The sequence below is a fragment of the Streptomyces sp. NBC_01288 genome, assembly GCF_035982055.1.
GTDB lineage: Bacteria > Actinomycetota > Actinomycetes > Streptomycetales > Streptomycetaceae > Streptomyces.
In genome coordinates this window covers 1,650,022-1,674,016 of sequence record NZ_CP108427.1, presented here as the reverse complement: position 1 = coordinate 1,674,016, position 23,995 = coordinate 1,650,022, and the positions used below count along the sequence as shown (strand labels likewise).

Sequence of the window (23,995 nt, the reverse complement as noted above, 5' to 3'; positions counted from 1 at the left end):
TTCAGTGACCATCGACTTCGCCGCACTCCCGCACGACTTCCTGTGGGGCACGGCCACCGCGGCGTACCAGATCGAGGGAGCCGTCGCCGAGGACGGACGCGCGCCGTCGATCTGGGACACCTTCTCGCACACTCCCGGAAAGATCGCGAACAACGACAACGGCGACGTCGCCTGCGACCACTACCACCGCTGGCGCGAGGACCTCGGCCTGATGCGCCAACTCGGCGCCAACGCCTACCGGTTGTCGATCGCCTGGCCCCGGGTGATCCCCGGCGGCGACGGCCCGACCAACCCCAAGGGCCTCGCGTTCTACGACGAGTTGGTGGACGGACTCCTGGAGGCGGGCATCACCCCCTCCGTCACGCTCTACCACTGGGACCTGCCCCAGGCGCTCCAGGACCGCGGCGGCTGGCCCGAGCGCGCCACCGCCGAGCACTTCGCCGCGTACGCCTCGGTCATGGCCGAACGCCTCGGCGACCGCGTCACCCACTGGACGACCCTCAACGAGCCCTCCTGCTCGGCCTGGATCGGCCACCTCGAAGGCAAGATGGCCCCGGGTTGGACCGATCTAACGGCCGCTGTCCGGGCCTCCTACCACCTGCTGCTGGGCCACGGCCTCGCCGCCCAGGCGATCCGCGCCGCCGCTCCCGACGCCCAGGTCGGCATCGTCAACAACCTCTCCACGGTCTACCCCGCCAGCGACCGCGACGAGGACGTCCAGGCGGCCCGCCGACAGGACGGCCACGTCAACCGCTGGTGGCTCGACCCGACCCACGGTCGCGGCTTCCCGGCCGACATGGTCGAGACGTACGGCGTCGAACTCCCGGAACAGCCGGGCGACTTGGCGACCATCGCCGCCCCGCTGGACTGGCTCGGCCTGAACTACTACTTCCCGGCGACCGTCGCCGACGCCCCCGACGGCCCCGCCCCCTACACCCGCGCCATACGCCGCCTCGGCGTCCCGCGCACCGGCATGGACTGGGAGATCGACGCGTCCGGCATCGAGACCCTGCTGCTCCGCCTCACCGAGGAGTACGACCCCCGAAGGATCTACGTCACCGAGAACGGCTCCTCGTTCCCCGACGTCGTACGCCCCGACGGCACGGTAGACGACCCGGAGCGCCAGGACTACCTGGTCCAGCACCTCGCCGCCTGCGCCTCGGCGGCCCGCAAGGGCGCCCCGCTGGCCGGTTACTTCGCCTGGTCGCTGCTCGACAACTTCGAGTGGGCGTACGGCTACGAGAAGCGTTTTGGACTGGTCCACGTGGACTACGAGACCCAGGTCCGCACGATCAAGGGCTCCGGCCGCCGGTACGCGGACATCATCCGCGACCACCGCAGCCGGGCCCGGCGCGCGGCCTGAGCAAGGCCGCCCCGGTGGGCGCGGGCGGGGGAGCCCGCACCCACCGGGGTAGCACCATCCCCATATGTGTCATGCGCACGACAGTCAGCTGCACGTCAGCACGAGCACCCCCAGAAGGAGATCCGCCCCTCAAGGAGACCCGCATGCCCGCACGCACCCTGCTCACCGCGCTCACCGCACTGGCCTTGTTCTCCGCCACCCCGGCCCTCGCGGCCCCCGCCCCGCAGGCCGCGGCCGCCGCGACCTGGGACACCGACCGCGCCGCCGCCTCCTACGCCGCGAACCCGGCCGCCGTCACCGCCTCCGGCAGCGAGAACGCCGGCACCACCCCCGGCCTCGCCTTCGACGGCGACGGCGCGACCCGCTGGTCCAGCAACTTCGCCGACGACGCCTGGATCCGCCTCGACCTCGGCACCACCCTCCGCATCGACCGCGTCACCCTCGACTGGGAAGCGGCCTACGGCAAGAGATACGTCCTGGAGGTCTCCAAGAACGGCACCGACTGGACGCCGTTCTACACCGAGACGGCGGGCACCGGCGGCTCTGTCACCACCAGCACGTACCCCCAGGAAGTGACGGGCCGATATGTCCGCATGCGCGGCTTGGAACGTGCCACGCCCTACGGCTACTCGCTCTACTCCTTCAAGGTCTACGGCGGCGAACCGGCCCCCGCGTCCACGACCCGCACCAACCTCGCCCTGAACCACCCGGCGTACTCCGACTACTACCAGCACAACGGCGTTTCACCGGCGTACGTCACCGACGGCGGCTGGCCCGCCAACCTCAAGGACGACGCGACCCGTTGGTCCAGCGACTGGAACGCCGACCGCTGGGTCTCGGTCGACCTCGGCGCGACCTCGACGATCGACACGGTCGACCTCTACTGGGAATCGGCCTACGCCGTCGACTACTTGCTCCAGGTCTCCGACAACAACACCACCTGGCGCACGGTCTACGAACCCTCCGCCGCCGACATCGCCGCCCGCCGCGCGAACATCCAGGCCCCCGCCGACGCCACAGGCCGCCACGACACGGTCACCCTGCCCCAGCCGGTCACCGGCCGCTACGTCCGCATGCTCGGCAAGGAACGCCGCTCCTTCTACAACCCGGCGCCCTACACGGCCCAATTCGGCTATTCCCTCTACGAGTTCCAGGTCTGGGGCACCGGCGGCAGCGCGGCGGCGGCCTACCCCGCACTCCCCGCCGACCAGTCGGGCACGTACCAGACGACGTTCTTCGACGACTTCACGTCGGCGGCCCTGGACCGTTCCAAATGGCGGGTCGTGCGGACGGGCACGGAGATGGGCTCGGTCAACGGCGAGTCCCAGGCGTACGTCGACTCCACGGACAACGTCCGTACCCAGAACGGTGAGTTGATCCTCGCGGCGAAGTACTGCAAGGGCTGCACCCAGGCGGGTGGCGGCACGTACGACTTCACGTCGGGCCGCATCGACACCAACACCAAGTTCGACTTCACGTACGGCAAGGTCAGCGCCCGCATGAAGCTCCCGGTCGGCGACGGATTCTGGCCCGCCTTCTGGCTGCTCGGCAGCAACGTCGACGACCCGTCGGTCTCCTGGCCCGCCTCCGGCGAGACCGACATCATGGAGAACATCGGCTACCCGACCTGGACGAGTACGGCCCTCCACGGCCCCGGCTACTCCGCCGACGGCAACATCGGCGCCCGCCAGACCTACCCGAACGGCGGCACGGCCGACCAGTGGCACACGTACGCGGTCGAGTGGACCCCGACCACGATGCGCTTCTACGTCGACGACACCCTCGTCCAGGAGACCACCCGCAACAAACTCGAATCGACCCGCGGCCAATGGGTCTACGACCACAACCAGTACGTCATCCTCAACCTCGCCCTGGGCGGCGCGTACCCGGCCGGATGGAACCAGGCGACGACTCCGTACTGGGGGCTGCCGCAGTCCAGCGTGGACAAGGTCGCGGGCGGGGGAGTGCAGGCGGAGGTGGACTGGGTGCGGGTGGAACAGAAGAAGTGAGCAGGGCTGGGCCGGGGTGACCGGTGTCCGGGCCACCGGTCGGCGGGAGTGTGCCGCCCTCCGGTGGATCCGGGGCCTCGCAGGTACCCTTGATCGCATCGTCATCGCGGCCCGACGGGCTTCCGCTCCACCTCGGTGGGGTCTCGAAGGACATGCCCCCACCCGCACGAGTCATTTCGTGCTGCCTGGGGGAAGTCCTTGTTGTTCCGAGCGTCGGCGAAATCGGTCGCCGTCAGGGCACTCGACAGTTCGCTGTTCCTGCACCTGACCGAGCGGTTCGTCCATCTGCACGGATACCGGCCCGGTACCTCCGAGGTCCGTTCCTGGGAACGGAGCATTCCCGTCCTGGCCGCCGCGCTGAACGACGCCGGTCTCGGGGACGTGGAGATCATGCTCGAGTACGCGCTGCCGCTCAACAGCAAGCGCGCCGACGCGATCCTCGCCGGAGTACATCCGCGCACGGGGGACCCGTCGTACGTGATCGTCGAACTCAAGCAGTGGAGCCAGGCGGAGCCGGACGAGGACGACCCCACGCTCTGCCACGTCGACCCCTACGCCCACCCCGTCCTGAACCCCATCGAGCAGGTACGTCGGTACTGCGAGTACCTCGTCAACTTCAACGGAGCGCTGAGCGGTCGCGCGGAGCGTGTCAGCGGCGTGGCCTTCCTCCACAACGCCACCGAGTTCGGCGTGACCGGGCTGCGCGAGATCGAGAGCGACGACCACGGGCAGCTGTTCACCGGGGAGCGCAGGGGCGAGTTCCTCGACCACCTCCGCGCCCGGCTCAGCGACCGGCACCCCGGCGCACACGCCGCCGACGAACTTCTCGGCGCGGCGACGGTGCCCTCCAGACAGCTGATGTCCGTCGCCGCCCAAGAGGTCCGCGAACGCCAGCAGTTCGTCCTCCTCGACGAACAGCAGGTCGCCTACCGTCTCGTGCTCAACGCGGTACGGCGGGCGCAGCAGTCCGACCACAAGGAGGTCGTGATCGTCACCGGCGGTCCGGGCACGGGCAAGAGCGTCATCGCTCTGCAACTGCTCGGCGAGCTGTACCGCCGGGGTGTTCCGGCCCTGCACGCGACCGGTTCGCAGTCCTTCACTAAGACGATGCGGAAGGTGGCGGGAGCCCGGCGACGTGAGGTGCAGGATCTCTTCAAGTACTTCAACAGCTTCATGACGGCCGAGAAGAACAGCCTCGGCGCACTGATCTGCGACGAGGCCCACCGCATCCGCGAGACATCGGCCAACCGCTACACCCGCGCCGAACACCGCACCGGCAGGGCGCAGATCGACGAACTCATCGATGTCGCACACGTACCGGTCTTCCTCCTCGACGAACATCAGGTGGTACGTCCCGGGGAGATGGGCACGGTCGCCGAGATCGAGGCGGTGGCCGCCAGGCGGGGTGTCCGCTGCACGGTGGTGCCCCTCGACAGCCAGTTCAGGTGCGGGGGCAGCGACGCGTATCTGAACTGGGTGGTGCGCCTGCTGGGCCTGGCGCCGGGTGGCCCCGTGACCTGGGAACCCGACGACCGCATGCGGCTCCTGGTGGCAGACAGCCCCGAGGAGATGGAGACGTTCCTCGACGCACGTCGGGCCCAGGGCTACGGCGCCCGCATGTCCGCGGGCTACTGCTGGCGGTGGTCCTCCGAACCCAAGCCGGGCGAACCGCTGGTGGCCGACGTCGTGATCGGCGACTGGGCGCGCCCGTGGAACCTGCGGGGCGACCGGTCCGTCTCCGGCGCACCGCCGGCCGCGCTGTGGGCGACGGACCCGGCGGGTTTCGGACAGATCGGTTGTGTCTACACGGCCCAGGGCTTCGAGTACGACTGGTCCGGCGTCATCATCGGCCCGGACCTGGTCTGGCGAGGCGACCGGTGGGTCATCGATCCGGCGGCGTCCAAGGACCCGGTGTTCAAGAAGTCCACCCCGCACGCCGATGTGGACCGCCTCATCCGCAACACCTACAAGGTGCTGTTGACCCGGGGCATGGTCGGGACGGTCGTCTACTCGACGGATCCGGAGACCCGGGAGCAGCTGCGCCGACTGGTCGTCGAGCAGCGCCCGGTCGCAGCGGTGTGACAAGGGCGGCCTCGCGGTGAGGTGGTTCTCCCCAGCACGGCGAGCGGCGGGTTTCGGCCATCGATCGGTCGGCACACGCGCCCGACGCGCCCGTCGCGGTGAAACGGCCTGGTGGAGTGCCTAGGATCTTCTGCACCGGTTGCGGCCCGCCGGGCTTCCCGACCGTGGACATGCCCCCACCCGCACGAGTCACTCGTGCCTGGGGGAACCACTTCGTGTCCATGCTCCTGCTGAAGCTGTCGGCGCAGGATCTGCTCACCCTGAACTCACGTCGGCGTATGGTGCCGCACCTCGCTGCCCGTTGGCGGCACTTCCGCGGGTCGGACGCCTCGGTGTCCGAACGCGGTGCCTGGGCCGAGAGCCTGGTCGATCTCGCCAAGGATCTCGTGGCCGCCGACCGCGGCACCGTGGAGATGATCGTGGAGTGCGCGGCCACGATCGACGAGTCCGGCACGCCCGGCGGTCCCCGGCTCATCGACGTCGTACTGGTCGGACAGCATCCCGACACACGGTCCGTCTCGGTCCAGCTCGTCGAGCTGAAGCGCTGGTCGACGGTGACCCGGGTGGAGTCGACCGTGGCAGGGATGGTGCATGTGCCGGGCATGGGGGAGAAGAAGCACCCCGCGCTGCAACTGGCCGAGTACTACGACGCGTTCACCGGTGACCGCGGGCCGCTGAGCGGACTCCCCTTCGAATGCGGCGGCTTCGCCTACCTGCACAATGCCAGCGACGCGTCCGTGGCCCCGCTGGTGGCCGTAGACGCGCCGACGGGTCCCTGCGCGCAGGTCTACACGCGCGACGGGCGCGATCGGCTGCTCTCCGATCTGCGCAAGAACTTCGCCGAGGACGGAGGAGCGTCCGCCGCCGAGATCCTGTTGCACGGCATGCAGTTGCGCAATACGCCGCTGCTCGACGCCATGATCCGGTCGCGTGGCGAGGACACCGTGTTCACGCTGCGCGGACGACAGCGGGAGATCGCGGACGGCATCCGGTCCACCGCCGCCCAGGTCCTGGGAGATCCCTCCGCACCCGCGCTCATCCCCGACGAGCGGCGTGTGGTGTTCCTGGTGACCGGAGGCGCCGGCACCGGCAAGAGCGCCATCGGCCTGCAGATCAAGGCGGACCTGGAGAGCGAGGGACGCACGGTCAAGTACGCCAGCGGCAGCAGGGCCTTCAACGGGGCCATGCAGGAACACGTCGGGTACGGCGACCGGGAGTTCAAGGAGTCCTTCACCTACTTCAGCAGCTTCGTCACCACACCCGATCCCCCTCTCGACGTCCTGGTCTGCGACGAGGCCCATCGCCTCCGCGATCGTTCGACCAGCCGCTTCTGGCGGCCGGAACAGCAGGGCACCCGCCCACAGGTGGACGAACTCATCGACGCGTCCCGGCTGACGGTCTTTTTCCTGGACCGGAGTCAGTCCGTACGGCCGAACGAAGTCGGCACCGTCGAACTGATCGAGGACGCGGCCGAGCGCAACGACGCCGAACTGGTCCGCTACCAGCTGAGCGAGCAGTTCCGCTGCGGCGGCAGCGACGGCTACATCCGGTGGGTCCGCGCCGCACTCGGTGTGAGCGACGAAGAGGCGGCGGAGTGGATCCCGGACGGTCTGATGCACGTGGAGATCGCGGACAGCCCCGAGGAACTCGAACGTGTCATCCGCTCGGAAGCACTCGCGGGCGCCTCCGCGCGCATGGTCGCCGGTTACTGCTGGCCGTGGACGAAGCCCCAGGGCAAGGAGAAGAGACTCGAGGCTGACGTCCGTATCGGCGACTGGCACCGCCCGTGGAACGCCGACAGCGAGAGTTTCTGCGAGGACGACGCACCGCCGTCGAAGATCTGGTCGGTGCACGGGAACGGGCTCGGTCAGATCGGCTGTGTGTACACCGCCCAGGGACTCGAATGGGACTGGTGCGGCGTGATCATGGGTGAGGACATGGTGCGCCGGGGCGATCGCTGGGTGTTCCGCCGGGGCAAGGAGCGCAAGGACCCGGAGTCGGGGGTCAAGCGGGTGGGAACGCCGGGGTCGTTCGATCCCAAGGTCCGCGCGAGCAGCGTCGACGACGAGGACTTCGCCCGCCTTGTCCGGCACGCCTACCACGTGCTCATGACGCGGGCCACTCGGGCGACAGTGCTCTACTCGACGGACGACGAGACGCGCGCCTACCTCAAGAAGCTGGTGGGTGACGTGCACATCCACGGTCTCCGCCCGACGTGGGAGAACCTTCCGCCGGAGGCCCGCGCACCGCATCTGCCCCGGCCGGGCCGTGGTGGCCGCAACAGGTCGCGCAAGCGACGTGCTGGGTCGCAGCACGACCAGCGGCCCTTGTTCTGAGGTGCCGGGGAGGGGGCGAGATCTCCGGCCGAGCTGAGAGTGGCGGGCTCACCGGGCCCGCCACCGACCTGCTCAGAAGAGCAGGTGCGCTGCCGCCGCCAGCATCGCCAACACAAGGTTGGAGACGACTCCGGCGGCGGCGCCGACCAGGACCTCGCGGACCCAGGGACGACACGCGGGCTTGTACTCGAGAGGGTTCATTGAGGCCACTCCTCAGTGGTGAGTGCGGAATGGCAGGGATCGCCCTACCGGGCATCCGCCCTCGCCGAGGCGAGGTCCACGTGGTGGATTCACCAACCGTCACTCACAACCAGCGGACTGGACTGTGAACTCCGCTCCGTACCCTCCGGGAAGGCGCGCAACGTGTGACAACGGTAGCGCAGTCGGGGTGGAGCCTGTCCACGCCCTTGGCTGCATCAGCAGTCCCTGAACTCCGGCGACTGATTCAGCACTTGGGCCCGCACCGAGGTAAACCGCGCATACGTCTCCCCGTCCAGCGCCCCCGGCCGGAACGCCGCCACCCGATGGCAGTTCTGGAAGGCCAGGGTCACCCCGAAGTGGCGTTCCAGGCTGCCCCGGATCGCGTCGCTGGCCAGCGCCCGCAGCAGCTGGCCGCGTTCCTGTTCCGACGGGGGCGGGGTCTGGTTGTCGGTGAACTCGGCTGTGCCGGCGCGGAGTTCGGTGGCGAGGCCGGCGACGAGGTCGTAGGCGTACGGGAGGGATGTGCGGACCGTGTCCACGAAGTCCGCCTCGTGGATGTCACCGTGTTCGGCTTCGGCGAGGAGCTTCGGGGAGACGTCGAGAGACATGAAGAGGGGTGTCCTGTCTGGTAGTTGGGGAACAGTGGGCGGGTGGTGGTCAGGGCTGTGGCGTCGGGCCCGGTACGTAGTCCGGGTCGACCTGGGCCGCGAGGTTCAGGCCCGTCGCCCTGTCCGCCCACGCGGTGGCGTTGCGGAGGTGGAAGTCGACGGCGTGGCGGTGCAGGGTCGGCCAGTCCCTGGGGTGGGCGTCGACCGCCTCACGCAGCAAATGCAGGGCGTGCACGTTGTGCGGCTCCAACTCGCCCTGTGCCCGGCCCTGTTCGGCGGCGCGGACGGCGGGGGAGTGGACCAGGTGGGTGAGGAGGTCGTCGCCCACCTCCTCCTTGAGGAAGAGCAGGTCTTCCTCGCCGGTGACCTTGTTGCCGATCACGGCGAGGCGGATGCCGAACTCCCGGGCGTGGTCGCGGTACTGGCGGTACACGGAGACGCCCTTGCGGGTGGGTTCGGCCACCAGGAACGTCAGGTCGAAGCGGGTGAACAGGCCGGAGGCGAAGGCGTCGGCGCCGGCCGTCATGTCGACGACGACGTATTCGCCGGGGCCGTCGACGAGATGGTTCAAGTACAGCTCTACCGCGCTGAGTTTGGAGTGGTAGCAGGCCACCCCGAGGTCGCTCTCCTCGAACTCGCCCGTCGCCATCAGCGGTACGTCACCCGCACGGACCACATGCCGGGCATGCACCTCGTCGTCGCCGAGCAGGCGCAGAAGGCGTGAGCCGCGGCCCGGTGGTGTGGTCTTGATCATGGCCTCGGGGGAGGCGATACGGGGGTTGGTGCCGCGCAGGTGGTTCTTGAGCTCGGTCAGGTGGGCGGCCAGGGGTGGGGCGGTGACCGGTTTGGTGCCGGGAAGCGTGTCGGGGGCCAGGGCCTCGGCCAGGTGCTGGTTGATGTCGCCGTCGATGGCGAGCACGGGGGCGCCGGCGCGGGCCAGGTGGCGGGCGAAGAGGGCCGACAGTGTGGTCTTTCCGCTGCCGCCCTTGCCGACGAACGCGACGCGCACTACCGGTCCGCCGCGATCGCAGTTTTGAAAATGAATGTCATGTGGCTAGGTTTTAGGGGGTGGCCGCGAGGCTGTCAAATCCAGTGGATCAAGGGTGATCCGGGAACGGTCCAAGGGCGATCAAGGCCTGGGAGTCTTAATGCATATGATGTGCAAGTGCTTGAATACTGCATCAGGGCGGCAGGCCCGGACGATATCGATGGTGCGCGTGCCGTGATGCTCGACACCGTCTACCGCGACTTCCACACCGGTTACGTGCCCCGCTGGCACGGCGACATCATCGACCCGGCCGCCGCCTATCTCGCCCCGGCCCGCCACACCCTCCTCGTGGCGCTCGACCCCGCCGACGGCACGGTCGTGGCGACCGCCGCCCTCGACTCCCGTGGACCGGTCCACCCGCCGAACCCGCGCGACCTCGCCGAGCGCTACCCCTCCGGCGGGACCGCGCAACTGCGCCGCGTCTACGTCCGCCCCGCGCACCGCCGGCGCGGCCTCGCCCGGCACCTCGTCGCCGCACTCCTCGCGTTCGCCGCGGCCGACGGCGGCTACCGCGCCGTCTACCTGCACACCGATCCCGCCGTACCCGGCGCCGAGGCGTTCTGGCGGTCGCTCGGGAAGGTCGTGCAGGACGAGCGCGACGACCCGGGCGGCGGGCAGGGGATCGTGCACTTCGAACTGGCGATGGGGCGATGACCGCGATGCGACCTGGACGAACCCGCCCTGCCCGCCTGCTCCTCGCCCTCACCCTCGCCCCGCTCCTCACCGGCTGTTTCGCCTCCGCCGGTGAGGAGAGCGGGGACGCGACCGGGGAGTCCGGTTCCCGGTTGCGCGTCGCCCTCGCGTTCCCGCCCGCCGAGAACCTCTCCCCGTACGGCGCCGACGCCACCGTCCTCAGCCGCCTCGGTGTCACCGAAGGCCTGACCTCGCTGGACGCCAACGGCTCCGCCGCCCCCGCGCTCGCCCGGTCCTGGCAGCGGGAGGGCGACCGCAGCTGGCTGTTCACACTCCGCGAGGCCACCTTCCAGGACGGCACCGAGGTCACCCCGGCCCGCGTGGCCACCGCCCTCGGCCATGCCGCTGAGGCGAAGCCCGCCCCGGCCGCGCTCTCCGGTGTCACTCTCACCGCCGAAGCCGTGGCCGGCGACCGACTGCGCGTCACCACCAACTCCCCTGATCCCGTACTGCCGTTGAGGCTGGCAGGGCCCGCCCTCGCCGTGCTCTCCCCGAAGGCGTACGAGGAGAAGGGCCGCGTCGACCCGGTCGGCACCGCCACCGGTCCCTTCGAACTGACGAAGGTCACCGGCTCCACGGCGGCCACCCTCGACCGCTTCGACGACTACTGGGGCGGCCTCGCCCAGGCCTCCGGAATCGACGCACGGTTCATCGCGGACGGCACCGCCCGCACCAACGCGCTGCGCACCGGGCAGGTCGACGTCGCCGAGGCGATACCCGTCGCCCAGGCCGCCACCCTCGACGCGGACACCCGACGCGAGACCGCCACCACCCGCACCACGAGCCTCCAACTCAACACCAGGACAGGCCCGTTCAAGGACCCGAAGCTCCGCGCCGCCGCCCGCGAGGCCGTCGACACCTCCGCACTCGCCAAGGGCGTCCACGAAGGTCACGCCGACGCGGGTACGGGCATCTACGGCCCCGCCGTCACCTGGGCCGCGGGCAAGCGCGAGCAACCGGTGGGCCGGGCCGAGCCCGTGGCACCCGGCGGGCGGACCATCACCCTCGCGACGTACGACAACCGGCCCGAACTCCCCGAAGTCGCCCAGGTGTTGAAGCAGCAGCTGGAAAGGGCGGGATTCAAGGTCGAGTTGGAGGTCCGCGAGTACTCGCGGATCGAGAGCGACGCGCTGGCCGGGAAGTTCGACGCGTTCGTCGTCGCCCGCAACACCCTGGTGGACACGGGCGATCCGGTGGCCGTGCTCGCCAGTGACTACACCTGCGACGGCGGCTACAACCTCGCCCTGCTGTGCGACAAGGCCGTCGACCGGGCCGTGGCGAAGGCCGAGGGCACCGCCGACACCTCCGCACGCCAGAATGCGGCGATGGCAGCCGAGGCCGAGATCCTCGGCACCGACGCCGTCGTGCCGCTCGTGCACCAACGGGTCGTCACCGGCGTCGGCACCTCGGTGCGGGGCGTCCTCCTCGACCCGTACGAGCGCACCCTCGTCGGCCCCGGAACCCGGCGCTGAACCATGCCGCACCGCACGGCCACGCTCCTGTGGCGCGCCTTCCTCGCGGCCACCCTCGTGTGCGCGGTGGGCCTGCTGCCCTGGCTCTCCCGCACCGACCCGGCCCTCACCGTCCTCAAGGCCCGCTCGGCGGAACGCGACCCCGACCCCGAGGTCCTCGCCACCGTCCGCACCCAACTCGGCCTCGACAACGGCCCGTTGCACCTCCTCGGCCAGTGGCTCGGCGGCCTGCCGCGTGGCGACGCCGGGCGTTCCTGGATCTCCGGCGCCGAGGTCATGCCCGGAGTGCTCCAAGCCCTGGGCGCGTCCCTGCTGTTGATGGGCGCGGCGGTCGCGGTGGCCGTTGTCACGGCAGGGTTGGTGTGTGCGCGGACATTGCGTCGGGGTGCGCGTGCGGTGGGGCGCCCGGGTGACGGTGGGCCCGGATTCCCGGGCACGCTGGGGGAGTTCGTCGCACGGAGGCTCGGCGGTACTGGCTCTGCGGCGCGGTCGGAGTCCCGCCTCCGGCGGCGATTCCGCCGTCCCGCAGAGCGCCCCGGCGGCACCGGCTCCGCCGTTCTCGCCGCGCTCCCCGAGTTCCTCACCGCGTCCGTGCTCGCCACCGTCGTCGGGGTGCAGCTCGGGTGGCTGCCCGCGCTCGGGTGGTACGGGCCGCGTTGGGTGGTGTTGCCGGCGCTTGCGCTGGGGGTGCCTGCCGGGGCTGTGCTGGGGAGGTTGCTCGATGATCTGTTGCCGGGGGCGTTCGGCGAGCCGTGGGTGCGGGCCGCTGCCGCGCGGGGGTTGTCCGGGGGGCGTATCGCCCGACAGGCCGTGCGGCGGTGTCTGCCCGGGCTGTTGCCCAACATGGGTTTGTTCGTCGTCGGGTTGACCGGCGGGGCCGTCGCCGTCGAGCGGATCTTCGACATCCCGGGGCTCGGGCGCACCACCCTCCAGGCCGCCCTCGCCCAGGACCTGCCCGTGCTTCAGGCAGGCACCCTCGCCCTTCTCCTGCTCGCCGCCGTCGCCGCCGGACTCACCCGTCTCACGGCACGCCTCCTCATCGGCCCCGCACTACGCGCCGACGCCCTCCCCTCCCTCCACGGGCCCAGCACCTCAACTCCCCGACGAACACCGCCTCTTGTCTACGGCACGCTCCTCCTCGGTGTCGTCGCGCTCGGTCTGCCCCGGGATCCCCTCGCCCTCGACACCGGGCTGCGTCTCCAACGCCCCACCTGGGCCCACCCGTTCGGCACGGACGCGCTCGGCCGGGATCTCCTCGCGCGGGTCGCCCACGGTGCCGTCGACACCCTGCTGCTCGCCCTCGCGATCAGTGCCGTCGCGCTCGGGGCCGGCGTACTGCTCGGGCTGTTGCCCCGGCTGTCCGGGCCGCTCGTCGACACGGTGAACGCCGTACCGCCGGTCCTCGCCGCCCTGTTGGTCACCGTCGTCGCGGGAAGCGGTGCGGCGACACCCGCGCTCGCCGTGGCCGCCCTCGCCTGGACGCCCCTGGCCGCGCACACCTCCGCACTGCTGCTCCAGGAACGCGCGACCCTGCACGTGACCGCCACCCGGGGTCTGGGCGCGGGCCGTTGGCACATCCTCCGCCACTCACTCCTGCCCGCCGTCCTGCCACCCGTCACCCGGCACGCCCTGCTCCGCCTGCCCGGTGTCGCGCTTGCCCTCGCCTCGCTCGGCTTCCTCGGCCTCGGCGCGCAACCGCCCTCCCCGGAATGGGGGTTGCTCCTCGCCGAGAACCAGCCTTATGCCGAACGCGCCCCCTGGGCAGTCCTGGCCCCCGCCGCCGTACTCGCCCTGCTCGGCGCGCTGGCGGTCACGGCCGCCGGGAGTCTGCAAGGGGCTGGCACACGAGGGGAGTTGGCCGCTCGATGACCTCCGTGGCCCTCGTGCGGACCCCGCTCTCCCCGCTGCTCCGGCTGCTGATCCTCACCCAACTCGCCTTCAACATCGGCTTCTTCGCGGTGCTGCCGTTCCTCGCCGAGCATCTGGCGGACGCGATCGGCATGGCGGGCTGGCTCGTCGGTCTCGTGCTGGGGTTGCGGACCTTCAGCCAGCAGGGGCTGTTCGTGGTCGGCGGGGCCCTCACCGACCGGTACGGCGTCCGGCCCGTGGTGCTCGCGGGGTGCGTGCTGCGGATCGCCGGGTTCGGCTGGCTCGGATACGCGGACGAGACGTGGGCCGTTTTCGGGGCCGTACTGCTCATCGGGTTCGCCGCCGCGCTGTTCTCACCGGCGGTGGAGTCCGAGGTCGCGCGGCAGGCGGTCGAGTGGGAGGAGGCGGGCGGGGGGTCCCGGACCCGAGTGCTCGCGTTGTTCACCGTCGCCGGTCAAGTCGGGGCGTTTGCAGGGCCGTTGCTCGGTGCGCTGCTCCTGGCCGTGGATTTCCGGGTCGCGTGTCTCGCCGGGGCCGGGGTCTTCGTGCTCGTCCTCGCGGGCCATGCGTGGTTGCTGCCGCAGCGCATTCCCGGGCGGCCGCACATCAAAGAGAAGGGCGGCCTGCGGGCCCTGGTGCGCAACCGGCCCTTTCTGGCGCTGTGTTGTGCTTACGGCGCCTATCTCCTCGCCTACAACCAGCTCTACTTGGCCCTCCCCGAGGAGGTGGAGCGCGCGGCGGGCTCGCAGGCGCCGCTCGCCTGGCTGTTCGCGCTGTCCTCGCTGCTGGTGGTGACCGCGCAGTTGCCCGTCACCCGATGGGCGGGGGAGCGGCTCGACCCGCGCCGGTCCATGGCGACCGGGCTGCTGCTGATCGCCGTAGGTTTCATGGTCGTGGCGGTGGGCCGGCCCGCCGAACTGACCGGTACCACCGGGCTGTTGCCCGCGACCGGCTTCGTCGTCCTGCTCACCCTCGGCCAGATGCTCATCGCCCCTGTCGCCCGCGCCTGGGTCCCCGACCTCGCTGAACCCGGACGCCTCGGCCTCTACACCGGCGCGCTGTCCTCCGTCTCGGGGTTGATCGTCCTCCTCGGCAGCGCGGCCACCGGCACCCTCCTCGACATGGGGCTGCCCGCGGCCGTGCCCTGGCTGGTGCTGGCCGCCGTACCGATGGCGGCGGTCGGCTTGCTGCCACGCGGGTCACGCAAGTCACGCCGACCGCGCCGGAGATGAGCCGACCGCAAGGCCCCCGTGTCCCACGGTCCCGGTGTCTGGACCGGTCCAGCAGCGCCGTATCCCGGTAAATCGACGCATGCGCGCACGAGTCCCCCACCCGAACTGAACGCCCCACGCGCCCCCGCCGTACCAAGCCATGAACCAGATATGAGCTGCCCCCTAAACCGCCATCGACGGCTTCGGCGGCAGCGGTGCGTGGGAGGATCCGTCACCATGAGCGCATCGCCGGCGGTTCGGAGCCTGCGCGCCGCGGTGTTCGCCGCGGTGTGTGTGCTGCTGGCTGCCGCCGGGCACGGGCTCGCCACCGGTGCCACGCCTCCGTTGTGGGCGGACGGTGCCGGATTCCTCGTCGTGTTCGTCATGGGATGGCTGCTCGGCGGTCGGGAACGGTCCCTGCCCGGTATCGGTGCCGCCATGCTCGCCACCCAGGCCGGGCTCCACCTCGGTTTCGATGTCGCGCGGCCACGGACCGGCATGGCGATGGCCGGTATGGCGCACATGTCCGGGCACGCCATGGCGCCCATGCGGCAGACGCAGGCGATGACCCCGCACGCCGTGGCCGCCCATGTCGTCGCCGCACTCGTCGCGGCCTGGTGGCTGCGGCGCGGGGAGGCCGCGCTGTGGTCGCTGCTGCGCTGGGCCGTCGCCTTCGTGCCGGGGCTGGTCGCCTGGTGGCGGGAAGCCCCCGCACCGCCGGCCGCCCGCACCGCCCGCCGTCCCGGACGCGCCGCCGCCGACGCGTCCCCCCTGCGCCAACTCCTCCTCCGGCACGCGGTCAGCCGTAGAGGACCACCGGACCCGATCCCGTACCCGGTCTGACCACCCAACTTCCTTTTCCCGTACGGAGATCACCTCACCATGTCCGCACACCGCACCACCCTGCGCCGCGCAGGCACCGTCGCCGCGCTCGCCACCGCCGGAGTCCTGGCCGCCGCCGGCGTCGCCTCCGCGCACGTGACCGTCCACCCGGAGAGTTACGCCAAGGGCGCCACGGACGGTGTCCTCACCTTCCGCGTCCCCAACGAGGAGGACAAGGCGAGCACCACCAAGGTCCAGGTCTATCTGCCCACCGACCACCCCGTCCTCGGCGTGCTGGTCACCCCGCAGAACGGCTGGACCGCGAAGGTCACCACCAGCAAGCTCAAGACGCCGGTGAAGACCGACGACGGCACGATCACCGACGCCGTCTCCGAGATCACCTGGACCGGCGGGAAGATCGGGGCCGGACAGTACGAGGACTTCAACGTCGCCTTCGGTCAACTGCCCGACGACACCGACCAGTTGGCGTTCAAGACGCTCCAGACGTACTCGGACGGCGATGTCGTCCGCTGGATTGAGCAGACCACGGCAGGGGACGACGAGCCGGAGAACCCGGCGCCCGTCCTCAAGCTCACCGCCAAGGAGAGCGAGGACGGCGACGAGACCCCGGCCGCCTCCGCCTCGACGGCGGACACCGCCACGAAGACGACGTCCGCCTCCGGCTCCTCGTCGAGCAGCGACTCGACCGCCCGCGGGCTCGGCATCGCCGGGCTGATCGTCGGCGTGCTCGGCCTCGCGGCGGGCGCCTTCGCGATCGTGCGCAGCCGGGCCCCGCGGTCGTAGCACCCAAGTCGTAGTACCCGACGAGTAGCACCCAAGGAGTACGCCGAAGGGCCCGGATCACCAGTGATCCGGGCCCTTCGGCGCAACCGTCCCTACTGCGAGACCAGTTCCAGCAGCTTCTCCTCCACCGGAACCTCCTCGACGCGGGAGGTGCGCGAGGTGCGCCAGAGCCACAGGATGTCGCGGCCGAAGGACCACACCAGGGTGCCCAGCGCGAGAACCACCACGCCGATGTTGGCCGCGTGGGGCAGCAGGTTCGCGCCCGCGAGGAGCAGCAGGATGCCCTGCGTGGCGGCGACCGTCTTGCGGGCCGTGCTCGGCGGCAGCGGGGCGTTCAGCCACAGCCAGACGCGGGCCGCGGCGACGAACGCGTAGCGCATGCCGCCGATCAGCAGGACCCACGGGCCCATCTGCGTCGAGACGTACACGCTGAGCACCAGGATCAGGAACGCGTCGACCTCCATGTCGAAGCGCGCCCCCAGCGCGGTGGAGGTGCCCGTGCGCCGGGCGACCTTGCCGTCGACGCCGTCCAGGATCAGGGCCACCGCGGTCAGTCCGACCAGCAGCGTGACCGGCGGCGAACTCTCGAAGGAGTCCGCGACCAGCGCGGTCACCCCGCCGACCAGGATGGCCCGCCCGAGCGTGACCCGGTTGGCCGGGCCGAAGGAACGGGTCCGGGTCCGGTGCAGCGCCTTGGAGAGCACGGCCCAGGTGGCGATCGCGAATGCCAGGCCGGTCAGCCAGCCGGCCGGCCCCATCCCGATCGCCGTGCCGAGCAACGCCAGCAACAGGATCTGAACGCCCGCTCCCACAGCGGTCTCCTGCTGGACCAGCCTTGCTTCGTATGTGTTGTTCAGGGCCACCGCACACCCTCCGGCCGTATGACAGAGTCGATCAACGCCGCGTACTGTGCGCGGCCTGTGGTTACCCGTACGTGAACAGCTTCCCGATCGTTCAGGAGGAATCCGATGAAGCGCACCGCGAGGGCGTTTTGGATCGGTCCACCGGGTCACGGCGAGATACGCGACGTCGTCCTGCCCGACCCCGCCGAGGACGAGGTGGTGGTCCGATCCCTGTGGTCGGGCGTGAGCCGCGGCACCGAGACCCTGGTCTTCCGCGGGGGCGTCCCCGAGAACCAGCACGCGACCATGCGGGCCCCGTTCCAAGAAGGCGACTTCCCAGGTCCGGTCAAGTACGGCTACCTCAACGTCGGGGTAGTGGAGGAGGGGCCGGACGCGCTGCAAGGCCGTACCGTCTTCTGTCTCTATCCGCATCAGACGCGCTACGTCGTCCCCGCGAGCGCCGTGACACCCGTGCCGGACTCCGTGCCCGCCGGGCGGGCCGTGCTCGCCGGGACCGTGGAGACCGCTGTCAACGCCCTGTGGGACGCGGCGCCGCTGGTCGGCGACCGGATCGCGGTGGTCGGGGGAGGCATGGTCGGCTGCTCGGTGGCCGCGCTGCTGGGCCGTTTCCCGGGTGTGCGGGTCCAGTTGGTGGACGCGGACCCGGCGCGCGCGAAGATCGCCGAGGCGCTCGGTGTCGGCTTCGCGCTGCCCGCGGACGCGCTCGGGGACTGCGATCTCGTCGTCCACGCCAGCGCCACCGAACAGGGACTCACCCGCGCGCTGGAACTCCTCACCGCCGAGGGCACGGTCCTCGAACTGAGCTGGTACGGCGACCGGAAAGTGAGCCTCCCGCTCGGCGAGGCGTTTCATTCGCGGCGCCTTGTCATCCGCAGCAGCCAGGTCGGGACCGTGTCCCCGGCCCGTTCCAATCGCAGCTACGCAGACCGGCTCGCCCTCGCCCTCGACCTGCTCGCGGACCCCGCGCTGGACGCGCTGGTCACCGGGGAGAGCGACTTCGAGGAGCTGCCGGACCTGCTGCCCAGGCTCGCGTCGGGGGAGATCCCGGCGCTGTGCCACCGGGTCCGTTACGCCGACATCGGCTGAGAACTGTTCAATTCCGTACGAGCAAGAGCGTCTGACCTGAGAAAAGAGTGAGAGTCGGCTGAACAGGGGGAGGCGTGGAGCCGTACTAGACGGCATCCCCCGGCAGGGATCAGCCGGGGGACCAGACGCGCCGCACCTGGAGGGTCGTCCGTTGTTCAGCATCACCGTTCGCGATCACATCATGATCGCCCACAGCTTCCACGGCGAAGTGTTCGGGCCCGCCCAGCGGTTGCACGGAGCCACGTTCCTGGTGGACGCCACCTTCCGGCGCGAGCAGCTGGACGACGACAACATCGTCGTCGACATCGGACTGGCCACCCAGGAACTGGGCGCCGTCGTGAGCGAGTTGAACTACAGAAACCTCGACAACGAACCCGACTTCGCGGGGGTCAACACCTCGACGGAGTTCCTCGCGAAGGTCATCGCCGACCGGCTCGCCGGGCGGATCGAGAAGGGAGCGCTCGGCGAGGGCGCCCGGGGCCTGACCGGCCTCCAGGTCACCCTGCACGAGTCGCACGTCGCCTGGGCGAGTTACGAGCGTGCCCTGTGAGCGACGTGACCATCGACCGCGCCCCCTCGCTGGGATTCCTGCCCGCACAGCGCGCGGCCTCCCGGAATGCCGAGATCATCCCCATGTCCCTGCGCACCGTGCACTTCGTGATGCCGGGCGGTGTCGACGACCCGGCCGCGCCGAGCGGCGGCAACGCCTACGACCGGCGGGTCAGCCTGGATCTGCCCGGCTTCGGCTGGCACGTCCACAAGCACGCGGTGGACGGCGAGTGGCCCCGGCCCGGTGCCGCCGCCCGTGCCGAACTGGCCCGGGTGCTGCGCGAGTTGCCGGACGGCGCCGCCGTACTGCTGGACGGGATCGTCGCCTGCGGGGTCCCCGAGATCATCGTCCCGGAGGCCGACCGGCTGAGCCTGGCCGTCCTAGTCCACCTTCCGCTCGGCGACGAGACCGGCCTGGAGGCCGCCGTCGCCGCGGAGTTGGACGAGAAGGAACGGACGGTCCTGCGCGCGGTGTCGGCGGTCATCGGCACCAGCGAGTGGGCGGTCCGCCGCCTCGTCTCCCACCACGGCCTGGCCCCCGAGCGCGTCCATGTCGCCACCCCCGGAGCCGACATCGCGCCCCTCGCCTCCGGCACCGACGGCGTCTCCCGTCTGCTGTGCGTCGCGGCCGTGACCCCGCGCAAGGGGCAGCACCGGCTGATCGAGGCCCTGGCCGCCGCGGCCGACCTGCCGTGGACCTGCGTCTGTGTCGGCGGCCTCGGCCACGACCCGGAGTACGTCGACCACCTGCGCGGCCTCATCAAGCAGTACGGTCTCCAGGACCGGCTGCACCTCGCGGGCCCGCAGGCCGGCGCCGAACTCGACGCCAGTTACGCCTCCGCCGACCTCATGGTCCTCATGTCGTACGCCGAGACGTACGGCATGGCCGTCACCGAGGCCCTCGCGCGCGGGATTCCCGTGCTGGCGACGGACGTCGGTGGCCTGCCCGAGGCCGTCGGCCGCGCCCCCGACGGCGGGGTGCCCGGCATCCTCGTCCCGCCGGAGGCCCCCGAAGCCCTCGCCGCCGAACTGCGCGGCTGGTTCGGCGAGGCCGACGTACGCCGGCGTCTCAAGGCGGCGGCCCGGGGCCGGCGCGCGGCGCTCGACGGGTGGGCCACGACGGCCCGCAGCCTGGCCGGCGTACTCACCCGGCTCCCCAGCGAACCCCGGAGGGCGGCATGAGGAAGACGGCCACCACGGCACAGGCTGGACGGATCCCGGCGCAGCCGGGGCCCAGGGGCGTACCGCTGGGCATGCTGGTCGCCCCGGTACAGCCCGACGCGAAGGACCTGACGGCTGGACAGCCGGGGCCGGAGGACATCATGGCGGGAACGGTCCAAGCGGACGCCGGCGAGCAGACAGGGCCAGGTTCCGTGATCCCCGGCGCCGGGCCCGCGGGCCGCCCCGGCGAGCGGGCCACCGTACGGCTGCGGGATGTCGGACCCGACGACCCGCCGCGCTACGCGCCCGAGTGGCTGGAGCTGCGGGAGGCTGCCGACGCCGTCGCGCGGGCGCCCGAACTGCTCGACCCGCTGCGCATCCGGCTCGCCAACCTGCCCGGCCGCTCCGGGGTCGTCATCCATGACCTGGGCTGCGGCACCGGCTCGATGGGACGCTGGCTCGCGCCCCGCCTCGACGGCGCCCAGCACTGGATCCTGCACGACCGCGACCCCTACCTCCTGCACTTCGCCGCCGTCGCCTCACCCCGTGCGGCCGCCGACGGCAGCCGCGTCACGGTCGAGACCCGGCGCGGTGACGTGGCCCGGCTGACCCCGGACGCGCTGGTCGGCGCCTCGCTGGTGACGGCCTCGGCACTGCTGGACGTCCTCACCCGTGAGGAGGTCGACGCCCTCGTCGCCGCCTGTGTCGGCGCCGGTTGCCCCGCGCTGCTCACCCTGTCGGTGGCGGGCAAGGTCGAACTCACCCCGGGCGACCCGATGGACGCGGAGATCGCCGACGCGTTCAACGCCCACCAGCGGCGCGACGGCCTCCTCGGCCCGGACGCCGTCACCGTCACCTGCGAGGCCTTCGCCGCGCACGGCGCCACGGTCCGCGTCCACCCGAGCGCCTGGCGGCTCGGCCCCGACGAGGCCGCCCTCACCGCCGAGTGGCTGCGCGGCTGGATCGGCGCGGCCGTCGAGGAACGCCCCGAGCTGAAGGAGCGTGCCGACCAGTATCTGGAACGGCGCCTCGCGGCTTGCGCGGCAGGGGAGTTGAGTGTGCTCGTCCACCACAGCGACCTGCTGGCACTGGCCCGGCCCACGGGGAGCACGTCATGAGCGTCGAGACCATGAGGACGGTCGCACCGCGGCCGAGCACCAGGACGCGCCGGGTGCGTGTGGACCGGTCCACACCGGTCGCTCTCACCCTGCGTACCGAGACCGCGGTGGAAGCGGTACGCCGTCCCAAGCACACCCCGCCGCTGCACAGTTCGGCCGTCTCCGGCGACCGCATCGGGGTGATCGTCTCCGCCCCGCACCCCACCGCCGACCGCGCCTCCGGCGCCCGCCGCGTCCTGCGCGCGATCCTGACCCGGGTGAACTCCCGCGCGGTACGCACCCACTTCGGCACGGTCGCCGGCGTCACCATCCTCGGCGTTCTCCTCTGGCGCCTGGGCACCGGCGTCTTCCTGGACGGCCTGCGCCGCATCGACGCACCGACCCTGCTCATCGGACTCGCGATCGGCGTGGTCACGACGGTGTTCAGCGCCTGGCGCTGGGCGCTGGTGGCGCGCGGCCTGCGCATCAAGCTGCCGCTCGGCCCGGCCGTCGCCGACTACTACCGCGCCCTGTTCCTCAACGCGGCCCTGCCCGGCGGCATCCTCGGCGACGTGCACCGCGCGGTACGCCACGGACAGAGCGCCGGCGACATGGGCCGCGCCGTACGCGCCGTCGTCCTGGAACGCGTCGCGGGCCAGATCGCGCTGGCCGTCGTAGGAGTGGCGGTCCTGCTGGGCCTGGACTCCCCGGTGATGGCCGACGCCCGCAGCATCGCCCCGGTCGTCCTGCTCGCCGCCCTCGGAGCACTCGCCGTCGTGGCCGCCGTACGCATGAACCGTCCGGCCACCGCCACCCGCCGGAGCCGCGCCCTGCGCGCCACCCTCGACGAGGCCCGCGCCGGACTGTTCTCCCGCGCCAACTGGCCCGGCGTCACCGTCTCTTCGCTCATCATCCTCGCCGGCCACCTCGCGATGTTCGTGGTCGCCGCCCGAGCCGCCGGCTCCGCCGCCACCGTCGCCCAGCTGCTGCCGATCGCGATCCTCGCGCTCGTCGCCATGGGCCTGCCGCTCAACGTCGGCGGCTGGGGCCCCCGCGAGGGCGTCACCGCCTGGGCCTTCGGCGCCGCGGGCCTCGGCGCGACCAGCGGCCTGTCCGTCTCGGTGGTCTACGGCGTACTCAGCTTCGTCGCCGCCCTGCCCGGCCTGCTCGTCCTGGTCGCCCGCTGGTACACCGGCCTGCGCACCGCCGGGCCCGGCACCGCCGTACCGGACCCGGTGCCCGCTCAGGCCTCCGCGGTCAGCATCGAGAAATACGCCCCGAAGGATTCGGCGAGGCTCGCCAGCAGTTCCTTCCCCTTTTCCGCCGAGCCGAGGGACGGGCGCCCGATGACGCCCGACTCGGTATAGCCGGACATACCGAGCGTCAGGAGATGGCGACGGTCGTCGGCGACGAAATCGGAGGTCTCATATCCGGGACGGATCAATTCGGGATGAGCGTGCAGAAGAATGGAGGTCTCGATTTCCCCCGCATGCATATCGGTGAGCAACGAGGTCAGCACCCCGGCCCGTTCCAGCGCCGTCTCCCAGTCCTCGGCGGCGGGGAACAGCGCCATCCGCTCACCGCGCGCGGAGGACTCCTGAACGACGTTGCCCAGCACGTAGTTTCCGCCGTGGCCGTTGACCACCACCAGGGTCCCGACCCCCGAGCGGCGGAGCGAGTCCGCGATGTCCCGCACCACCGCATGAAGGGTCACGGAAGAGATGCTGACGGTCCCCGGCCAGGCCGCGTGCTCGTGCGAGCAGGCGATCGTCACCGGCGGGAGAAGATGCACCGGGTACGCCGCGGCGATCTCCCGGGCCACGGCACAGGCGACCAACGTGTCGGTGGCCAGCGGAAGATACGGGCCGTGCTGCTCGAAACTGCCGACCGGAAGGACGGCGACCTGTGTTGATACTTCTGCCCCCCTAGACCTCACGTCCTCCGTGGTGTCCGCCGGCACCAGTCCGTATGCCGCCGTCCGTGAGTCCGAACCATTCATTTTTTCACGGCCTTTCGTCTCTGCTTAGGAACCAGATCATGACAGAAAACATTGGCGTACTCGGCAAGCAGAAGTCCGCGCAGTCCAGGGGCGCGGAACGCGTCGTGAATGCTCCCTTGCCCACCGTGTACGGCAAATTCCAGGCGATCGGCTACCTGGACCACGACCGCGGTGACGAGCAAGTGGCCCTGGTCTACGGTGACATCGGCACGGACGACGTACTCACCCGACTCCACTCGGAGTGCCTGACGGGCGATGCCTTCGGTTCCCAGCACTGTGAGTGCGGCGACCAGTTGGACGCCGCGATGCGGGCCGTCGTCGCCGAAGGCCGGGGCATAGTCGTCTACTTGAGAGGGCACGAGGGCCGCGGCATAGGCCTGCTCGCCAAGTTGCGCGCGATGGCCCTGCAGGCGGAGGGACTCGACACCGTCGAGGCGAACCTCGCCCTCGGTCTGCCGGTCGACGCCCGTGACTACGGCGTCGCCGCCGAGATCCTGCACGACCTCGGGGTGGCGAGCGTCCGTCTGCTCTCCAACAACCCGCGCAAACGCGAGGCGTTGCTGGAACACGGCATCAAAGTCTCCGAAGAGGTACCGCTGTTGATCCCGCCCTGCGAGAACAACATCACCTATCTCCGCACCAAGCGGGAGCGTCTCGACCACCACCTGCCCCATCTGGACGCGGTGGCGCACTGGTCCTGATTCGGGTGAGCGCGGTCCGGA

At 71.1% G+C, this 23,995-nt stretch carries 20 protein-coding genes and 1 pseudogene; 16 read left to right on the top strand and 5 right to left on the bottom strand.

The window, feature by feature from the left end; translation table 11 throughout:
* Positions 1-4: 4 nt before the first annotated feature.
* From OG194_RS07430 to OG194_RS07415, 4 genes are all read left to right on the top strand, one after another.
* Positions 5-1,363 carry a GH1 family beta-glucosidase gene (locus OG194_RS07430; RefSeq protein WP_327400049.1) on the top strand — a complete coding sequence of 453 codons (1,359 nt, stop codon included), beginning with the start codon at positions 5-7 and terminating at the stop codon, positions 1,361-1,363.
* Positions 1,364-1,506: 143 nt separating this feature from the next.
* A complete protein-coding gene (locus OG194_RS07425; RefSeq protein ID WP_327400048.1) occupies positions 1,507-3,372 on the top strand; it encodes a discoidin domain-containing protein in 1,866 nt (621 codons plus the stop codon).
* A 198-nt stretch (positions 3,373-3,570) separates the two neighbouring features.
* Positions 3,571-5,454 carry a DUF2075 domain-containing protein gene (locus OG194_RS07420; RefSeq protein WP_327400047.1) on the top strand — a complete coding sequence of 628 codons (1,884 nt, stop codon included), beginning with the start codon at positions 3,571-3,573 and terminating at the stop codon, positions 5,452-5,454.
* Positions 5,455-5,675: 221 nt separating this feature from the next.
* The gene (locus OG194_RS07415) at positions 5,676-7,790 is read left to right on the top strand and encodes a DUF2075 domain-containing protein (protein ID WP_327407001.1); all 2,115 of its coding nucleotides are present in this window, start codon (positions 5,676-5,678) and stop codon (positions 7,788-7,790) included.
* 72 nt (positions 7,791-7,862) lie between these two features.
* Here OG194_RS07415 and OG194_RS07410 read toward each other — a convergent pair whose 3' ends face one another.
* The 3 genes from OG194_RS07410 to OG194_RS07400 all read right to left on the bottom strand — a co-directional run bounded on the left by OG194_RS07410 (position 7,863) and on the right by OG194_RS07400 (position 9,608).
* Positions 7,863-7,991 carry a DUF6408 family protein gene (locus OG194_RS07410; RefSeq protein ID WP_327400046.1) on the bottom strand — a complete coding sequence of 43 codons (129 nt, stop codon included), beginning with the start codon at positions 7,989-7,991 and terminating at the stop codon, positions 7,863-7,865.
* Positions 7,992-8,206: 215 nt separating this feature from the next.
* Positions 8,207-8,599: an SCO5389 family protein gene (locus OG194_RS07405; protein ID WP_327400045.1), complete on the bottom strand. Its 393-nt coding sequence runs from the start codon at positions 8,597-8,599 to the stop codon at positions 8,207-8,209.
* Positions 8,600-8,648: 49 nt separating this feature from the next.
* Positions 8,649-9,608 (bottom strand): ATP-binding protein, encoded by a 960-nt coding sequence (locus OG194_RS07400; RefSeq protein ID WP_327400044.1) that lies wholly within the window; start codon positions 9,606-9,608, stop codon positions 8,649-8,651.
* A 156-nt stretch (positions 9,609-9,764) separates the two neighbouring features.
* On the opposite strand from OG194_RS07400, the gene OG194_RS07395 reads away from it, so the two are divergent.
* The 6 genes from OG194_RS07395 (at position 9,765) to OG194_RS07370 (ending at position 16,518) form a co-directional block, all read left to right on the top strand.
* Positions 9,765-10,301, top strand: a complete 537-nt coding sequence (locus OG194_RS07395) for a GNAT family N-acetyltransferase (protein ID WP_327400043.1) — start codon at positions 9,765-9,767, stop codon at positions 10,299-10,301.
* Between the two features lie 5 nt (positions 10,302-10,306).
* Complete coding sequence (locus tag OG194_RS07390) at positions 10,307-11,812, top strand: ABC transporter substrate-binding protein (RefSeq protein ID WP_327400042.1); 1,506 nt, start codon at positions 10,307-10,309, stop codon at positions 11,810-11,812.
* A gap of 3 nt (positions 11,813-11,815) precedes the next feature.
* Positions 11,816-13,681 (top strand): ABC transporter permease subunit, encoded by a 1,866-nt coding sequence (locus OG194_RS07385; RefSeq protein ID WP_327400041.1) that lies wholly within the window; start codon positions 11,816-11,818, stop codon positions 13,679-13,681.
* Positions 13,678-14,913 carry an MDR family MFS transporter gene (locus OG194_RS07380; RefSeq protein WP_327400040.1) on the top strand — a complete coding sequence of 412 codons (1,236 nt, stop codon included), beginning with the start codon at positions 13,678-13,680 and terminating at the stop codon, positions 14,911-14,913. The genes OG194_RS07385 and OG194_RS07380 overlap by 4 nt, the downstream gene beginning before the upstream one ends.
* 216 nt (positions 14,914-15,129) lie before the next feature.
* Positions 15,130-15,735 carry a hypothetical protein gene (locus OG194_RS07375; protein ID WP_327400039.1) on the top strand — a complete coding sequence of 202 codons (606 nt, stop codon included), beginning with the start codon at positions 15,130-15,132 and terminating at the stop codon, positions 15,733-15,735.
* A 39-nt stretch (positions 15,736-15,774) separates the two neighbouring features.
* The gene (locus tag OG194_RS07370; RefSeq protein ID WP_327400038.1) at positions 15,775-16,518 is read left to right on the top strand and encodes a YcnI family copper-binding membrane protein; all 744 of its coding nucleotides are present in this window, start codon (positions 15,775-15,777) and stop codon (positions 16,516-16,518) included.
* Between the two features lie 92 nt (positions 16,519-16,610).
* On the opposite strand, the gene OG194_RS07365 is transcribed toward OG194_RS07370, so the two are convergent.
* Positions 16,611-17,381, bottom strand: coding sequence for a CDP-alcohol phosphatidyltransferase family protein (locus tag OG194_RS07365; protein ID WP_327400037.1), 771 nt, complete (start codon positions 17,379-17,381; stop codon positions 16,611-16,613).
* A gap of 105 nt (positions 17,382-17,486) precedes the next feature.
* Here OG194_RS07365 and OG194_RS07360 point away from each other — a divergent pair, with 105 nt between their 5' ends.
* From OG194_RS07360 to OG194_RS07340, 5 genes and pseudogenes are all read left to right on the top strand, one after another.
* Entirely contained in the window at positions 17,487-18,467 is a 981-nt protein-coding gene (locus OG194_RS07360; RefSeq protein WP_327400036.1) for a zinc-dependent alcohol dehydrogenase, read from the top strand.
* A gap of 151 nt (positions 18,468-18,618) precedes the next feature.
* Positions 18,619-19,017 (top strand): 6-pyruvoyl trahydropterin synthase family protein, encoded by a 399-nt coding sequence (locus OG194_RS07355; RefSeq protein ID WP_327400035.1) that lies wholly within the window; start codon positions 18,619-18,621, stop codon positions 19,015-19,017.
* Positions 19,014-20,198: a glycosyltransferase family 4 protein gene (locus tag OG194_RS07350; protein WP_327400034.1), complete on the top strand. Its 1,185-nt coding sequence runs from the start codon at positions 19,014-19,016 to the stop codon at positions 20,196-20,198. The genes OG194_RS07355 and OG194_RS07350 overlap by 4 nt, the downstream gene beginning before the upstream one ends.
* Positions 20,195-21,295 carry a trans-aconitate methyltransferase gene (locus OG194_RS07345; RefSeq protein ID WP_327400033.1) on the top strand — a complete coding sequence of 367 codons (1,101 nt, stop codon included), beginning with the start codon at positions 20,195-20,197 and terminating at the stop codon, positions 21,293-21,295. Before OG194_RS07350 ends, OG194_RS07345 begins: the two co-directional genes overlap by 4 nt.
* Positions 21,292-22,425, top strand: a pseudogene (locus OG194_RS07340) (lysylphosphatidylglycerol synthase transmembrane domain-containing protein); the annotation flags it as partial. The gene OG194_RS07345 and the pseudogene OG194_RS07340, both read left to right, overlap by 4 nt.
* A 92-nt stretch (positions 22,426-22,517) precedes the next feature.
* Here the strand turns inward: OG194_RS07340 and OG194_RS07335 are convergent.
* Positions 22,518-23,273: a creatininase family protein gene (locus OG194_RS07335; RefSeq protein WP_327400032.1), complete on the bottom strand. Its 756-nt coding sequence runs from the start codon at positions 23,271-23,273 to the stop codon at positions 22,518-22,520.
* Between the two features lie 38 nt (positions 23,274-23,311).
* On the opposite strand from OG194_RS07335, the gene ribA reads away from it, so the two are divergent.
* Positions 23,312-23,974 carry a GTP cyclohydrolase II gene (gene ribA, locus OG194_RS07330; protein ID WP_019059038.1) on the top strand — a complete coding sequence of 221 codons (663 nt, stop codon included), beginning with the start codon at positions 23,312-23,314 and terminating at the stop codon, positions 23,972-23,974.
* Positions 23,975-23,995 lie beyond the last annotated feature (21 nt).

Bases quoted from the DNA above. Each gene is read 5' to 3' on its own strand.
- OG194_RS07425 (WP_327400048.1), top strand. From the start codon at position 1,507: ATGCCCGCACGCACCCTGCTCACCGCGCTCACCGCACTGGCCTTGTTC.
- OG194_RS07415 (WP_327407001.1), top strand. From the start codon at position 5,676: ATGCTCCTGCTGAAGCTGTCGGCGCAGGATCTGCTCACCCTGAACTCA.
- OG194_RS07410 (WP_327400046.1), bottom strand. From the start codon at position 7,991: ATGAACCCTCTCGAGTACAAGCCCGCGTGTCGTCCCTGGGTCCGCGAG.
- OG194_RS07405 (WP_327400045.1), bottom strand. From the start codon at position 8,599: ATGTCTCTCGACGTCTCCCCGAAGCTCCTCGCCGAAGCCGAACACGGT.
- OG194_RS07390 (WP_327400042.1), top strand. From the start codon at position 10,307: ATGCGACCTGGACGAACCCGCCCTGCCCGCCTGCTCCTCGCCCTCACC.
- OG194_RS07385 (WP_327400041.1), top strand. From the start codon at position 11,816: ATGCCGCACCGCACGGCCACGCTCCTGTGGCGCGCCTTCCTCGCGGCC.
- OG194_RS07380 (WP_327400040.1), top strand. From the start codon at position 13,678: ATGACCTCCGTGGCCCTCGTGCGGACCCCGCTCTCCCCGCTGCTCCGG.
- OG194_RS07375 (WP_327400039.1), top strand. From the start codon at position 15,130: ATGAGCGCATCGCCGGCGGTTCGGAGCCTGCGCGCCGCGGTGTTCGCC.
- OG194_RS07370 (WP_327400038.1), top strand. From the start codon at position 15,775: ATGTCCGCACACCGCACCACCCTGCGCCGCGCAGGCACCGTCGCCGCG.
- OG194_RS07360 (WP_327400036.1), top strand. From the start codon at position 17,487: ATGAAGCGCACCGCGAGGGCGTTTTGGATCGGTCCACCGGGTCACGGC.
- OG194_RS07345 (WP_327400033.1), top strand. From the start codon at position 20,195: ATGAGGAAGACGGCCACCACGGCACAGGCTGGACGGATCCCGGCGCAG.
- OG194_RS07335 (WP_327400032.1), bottom strand. From the start codon at position 23,273: ATGAATGGTTCGGACTCACGGACGGCGGCATACGGACTGGTGCCGGCG.
- ribA (WP_019059038.1), top strand. From the start codon at position 23,312: ATGACAGAAAACATTGGCGTACTCGGCAAGCAGAAGTCCGCGCAGTCC.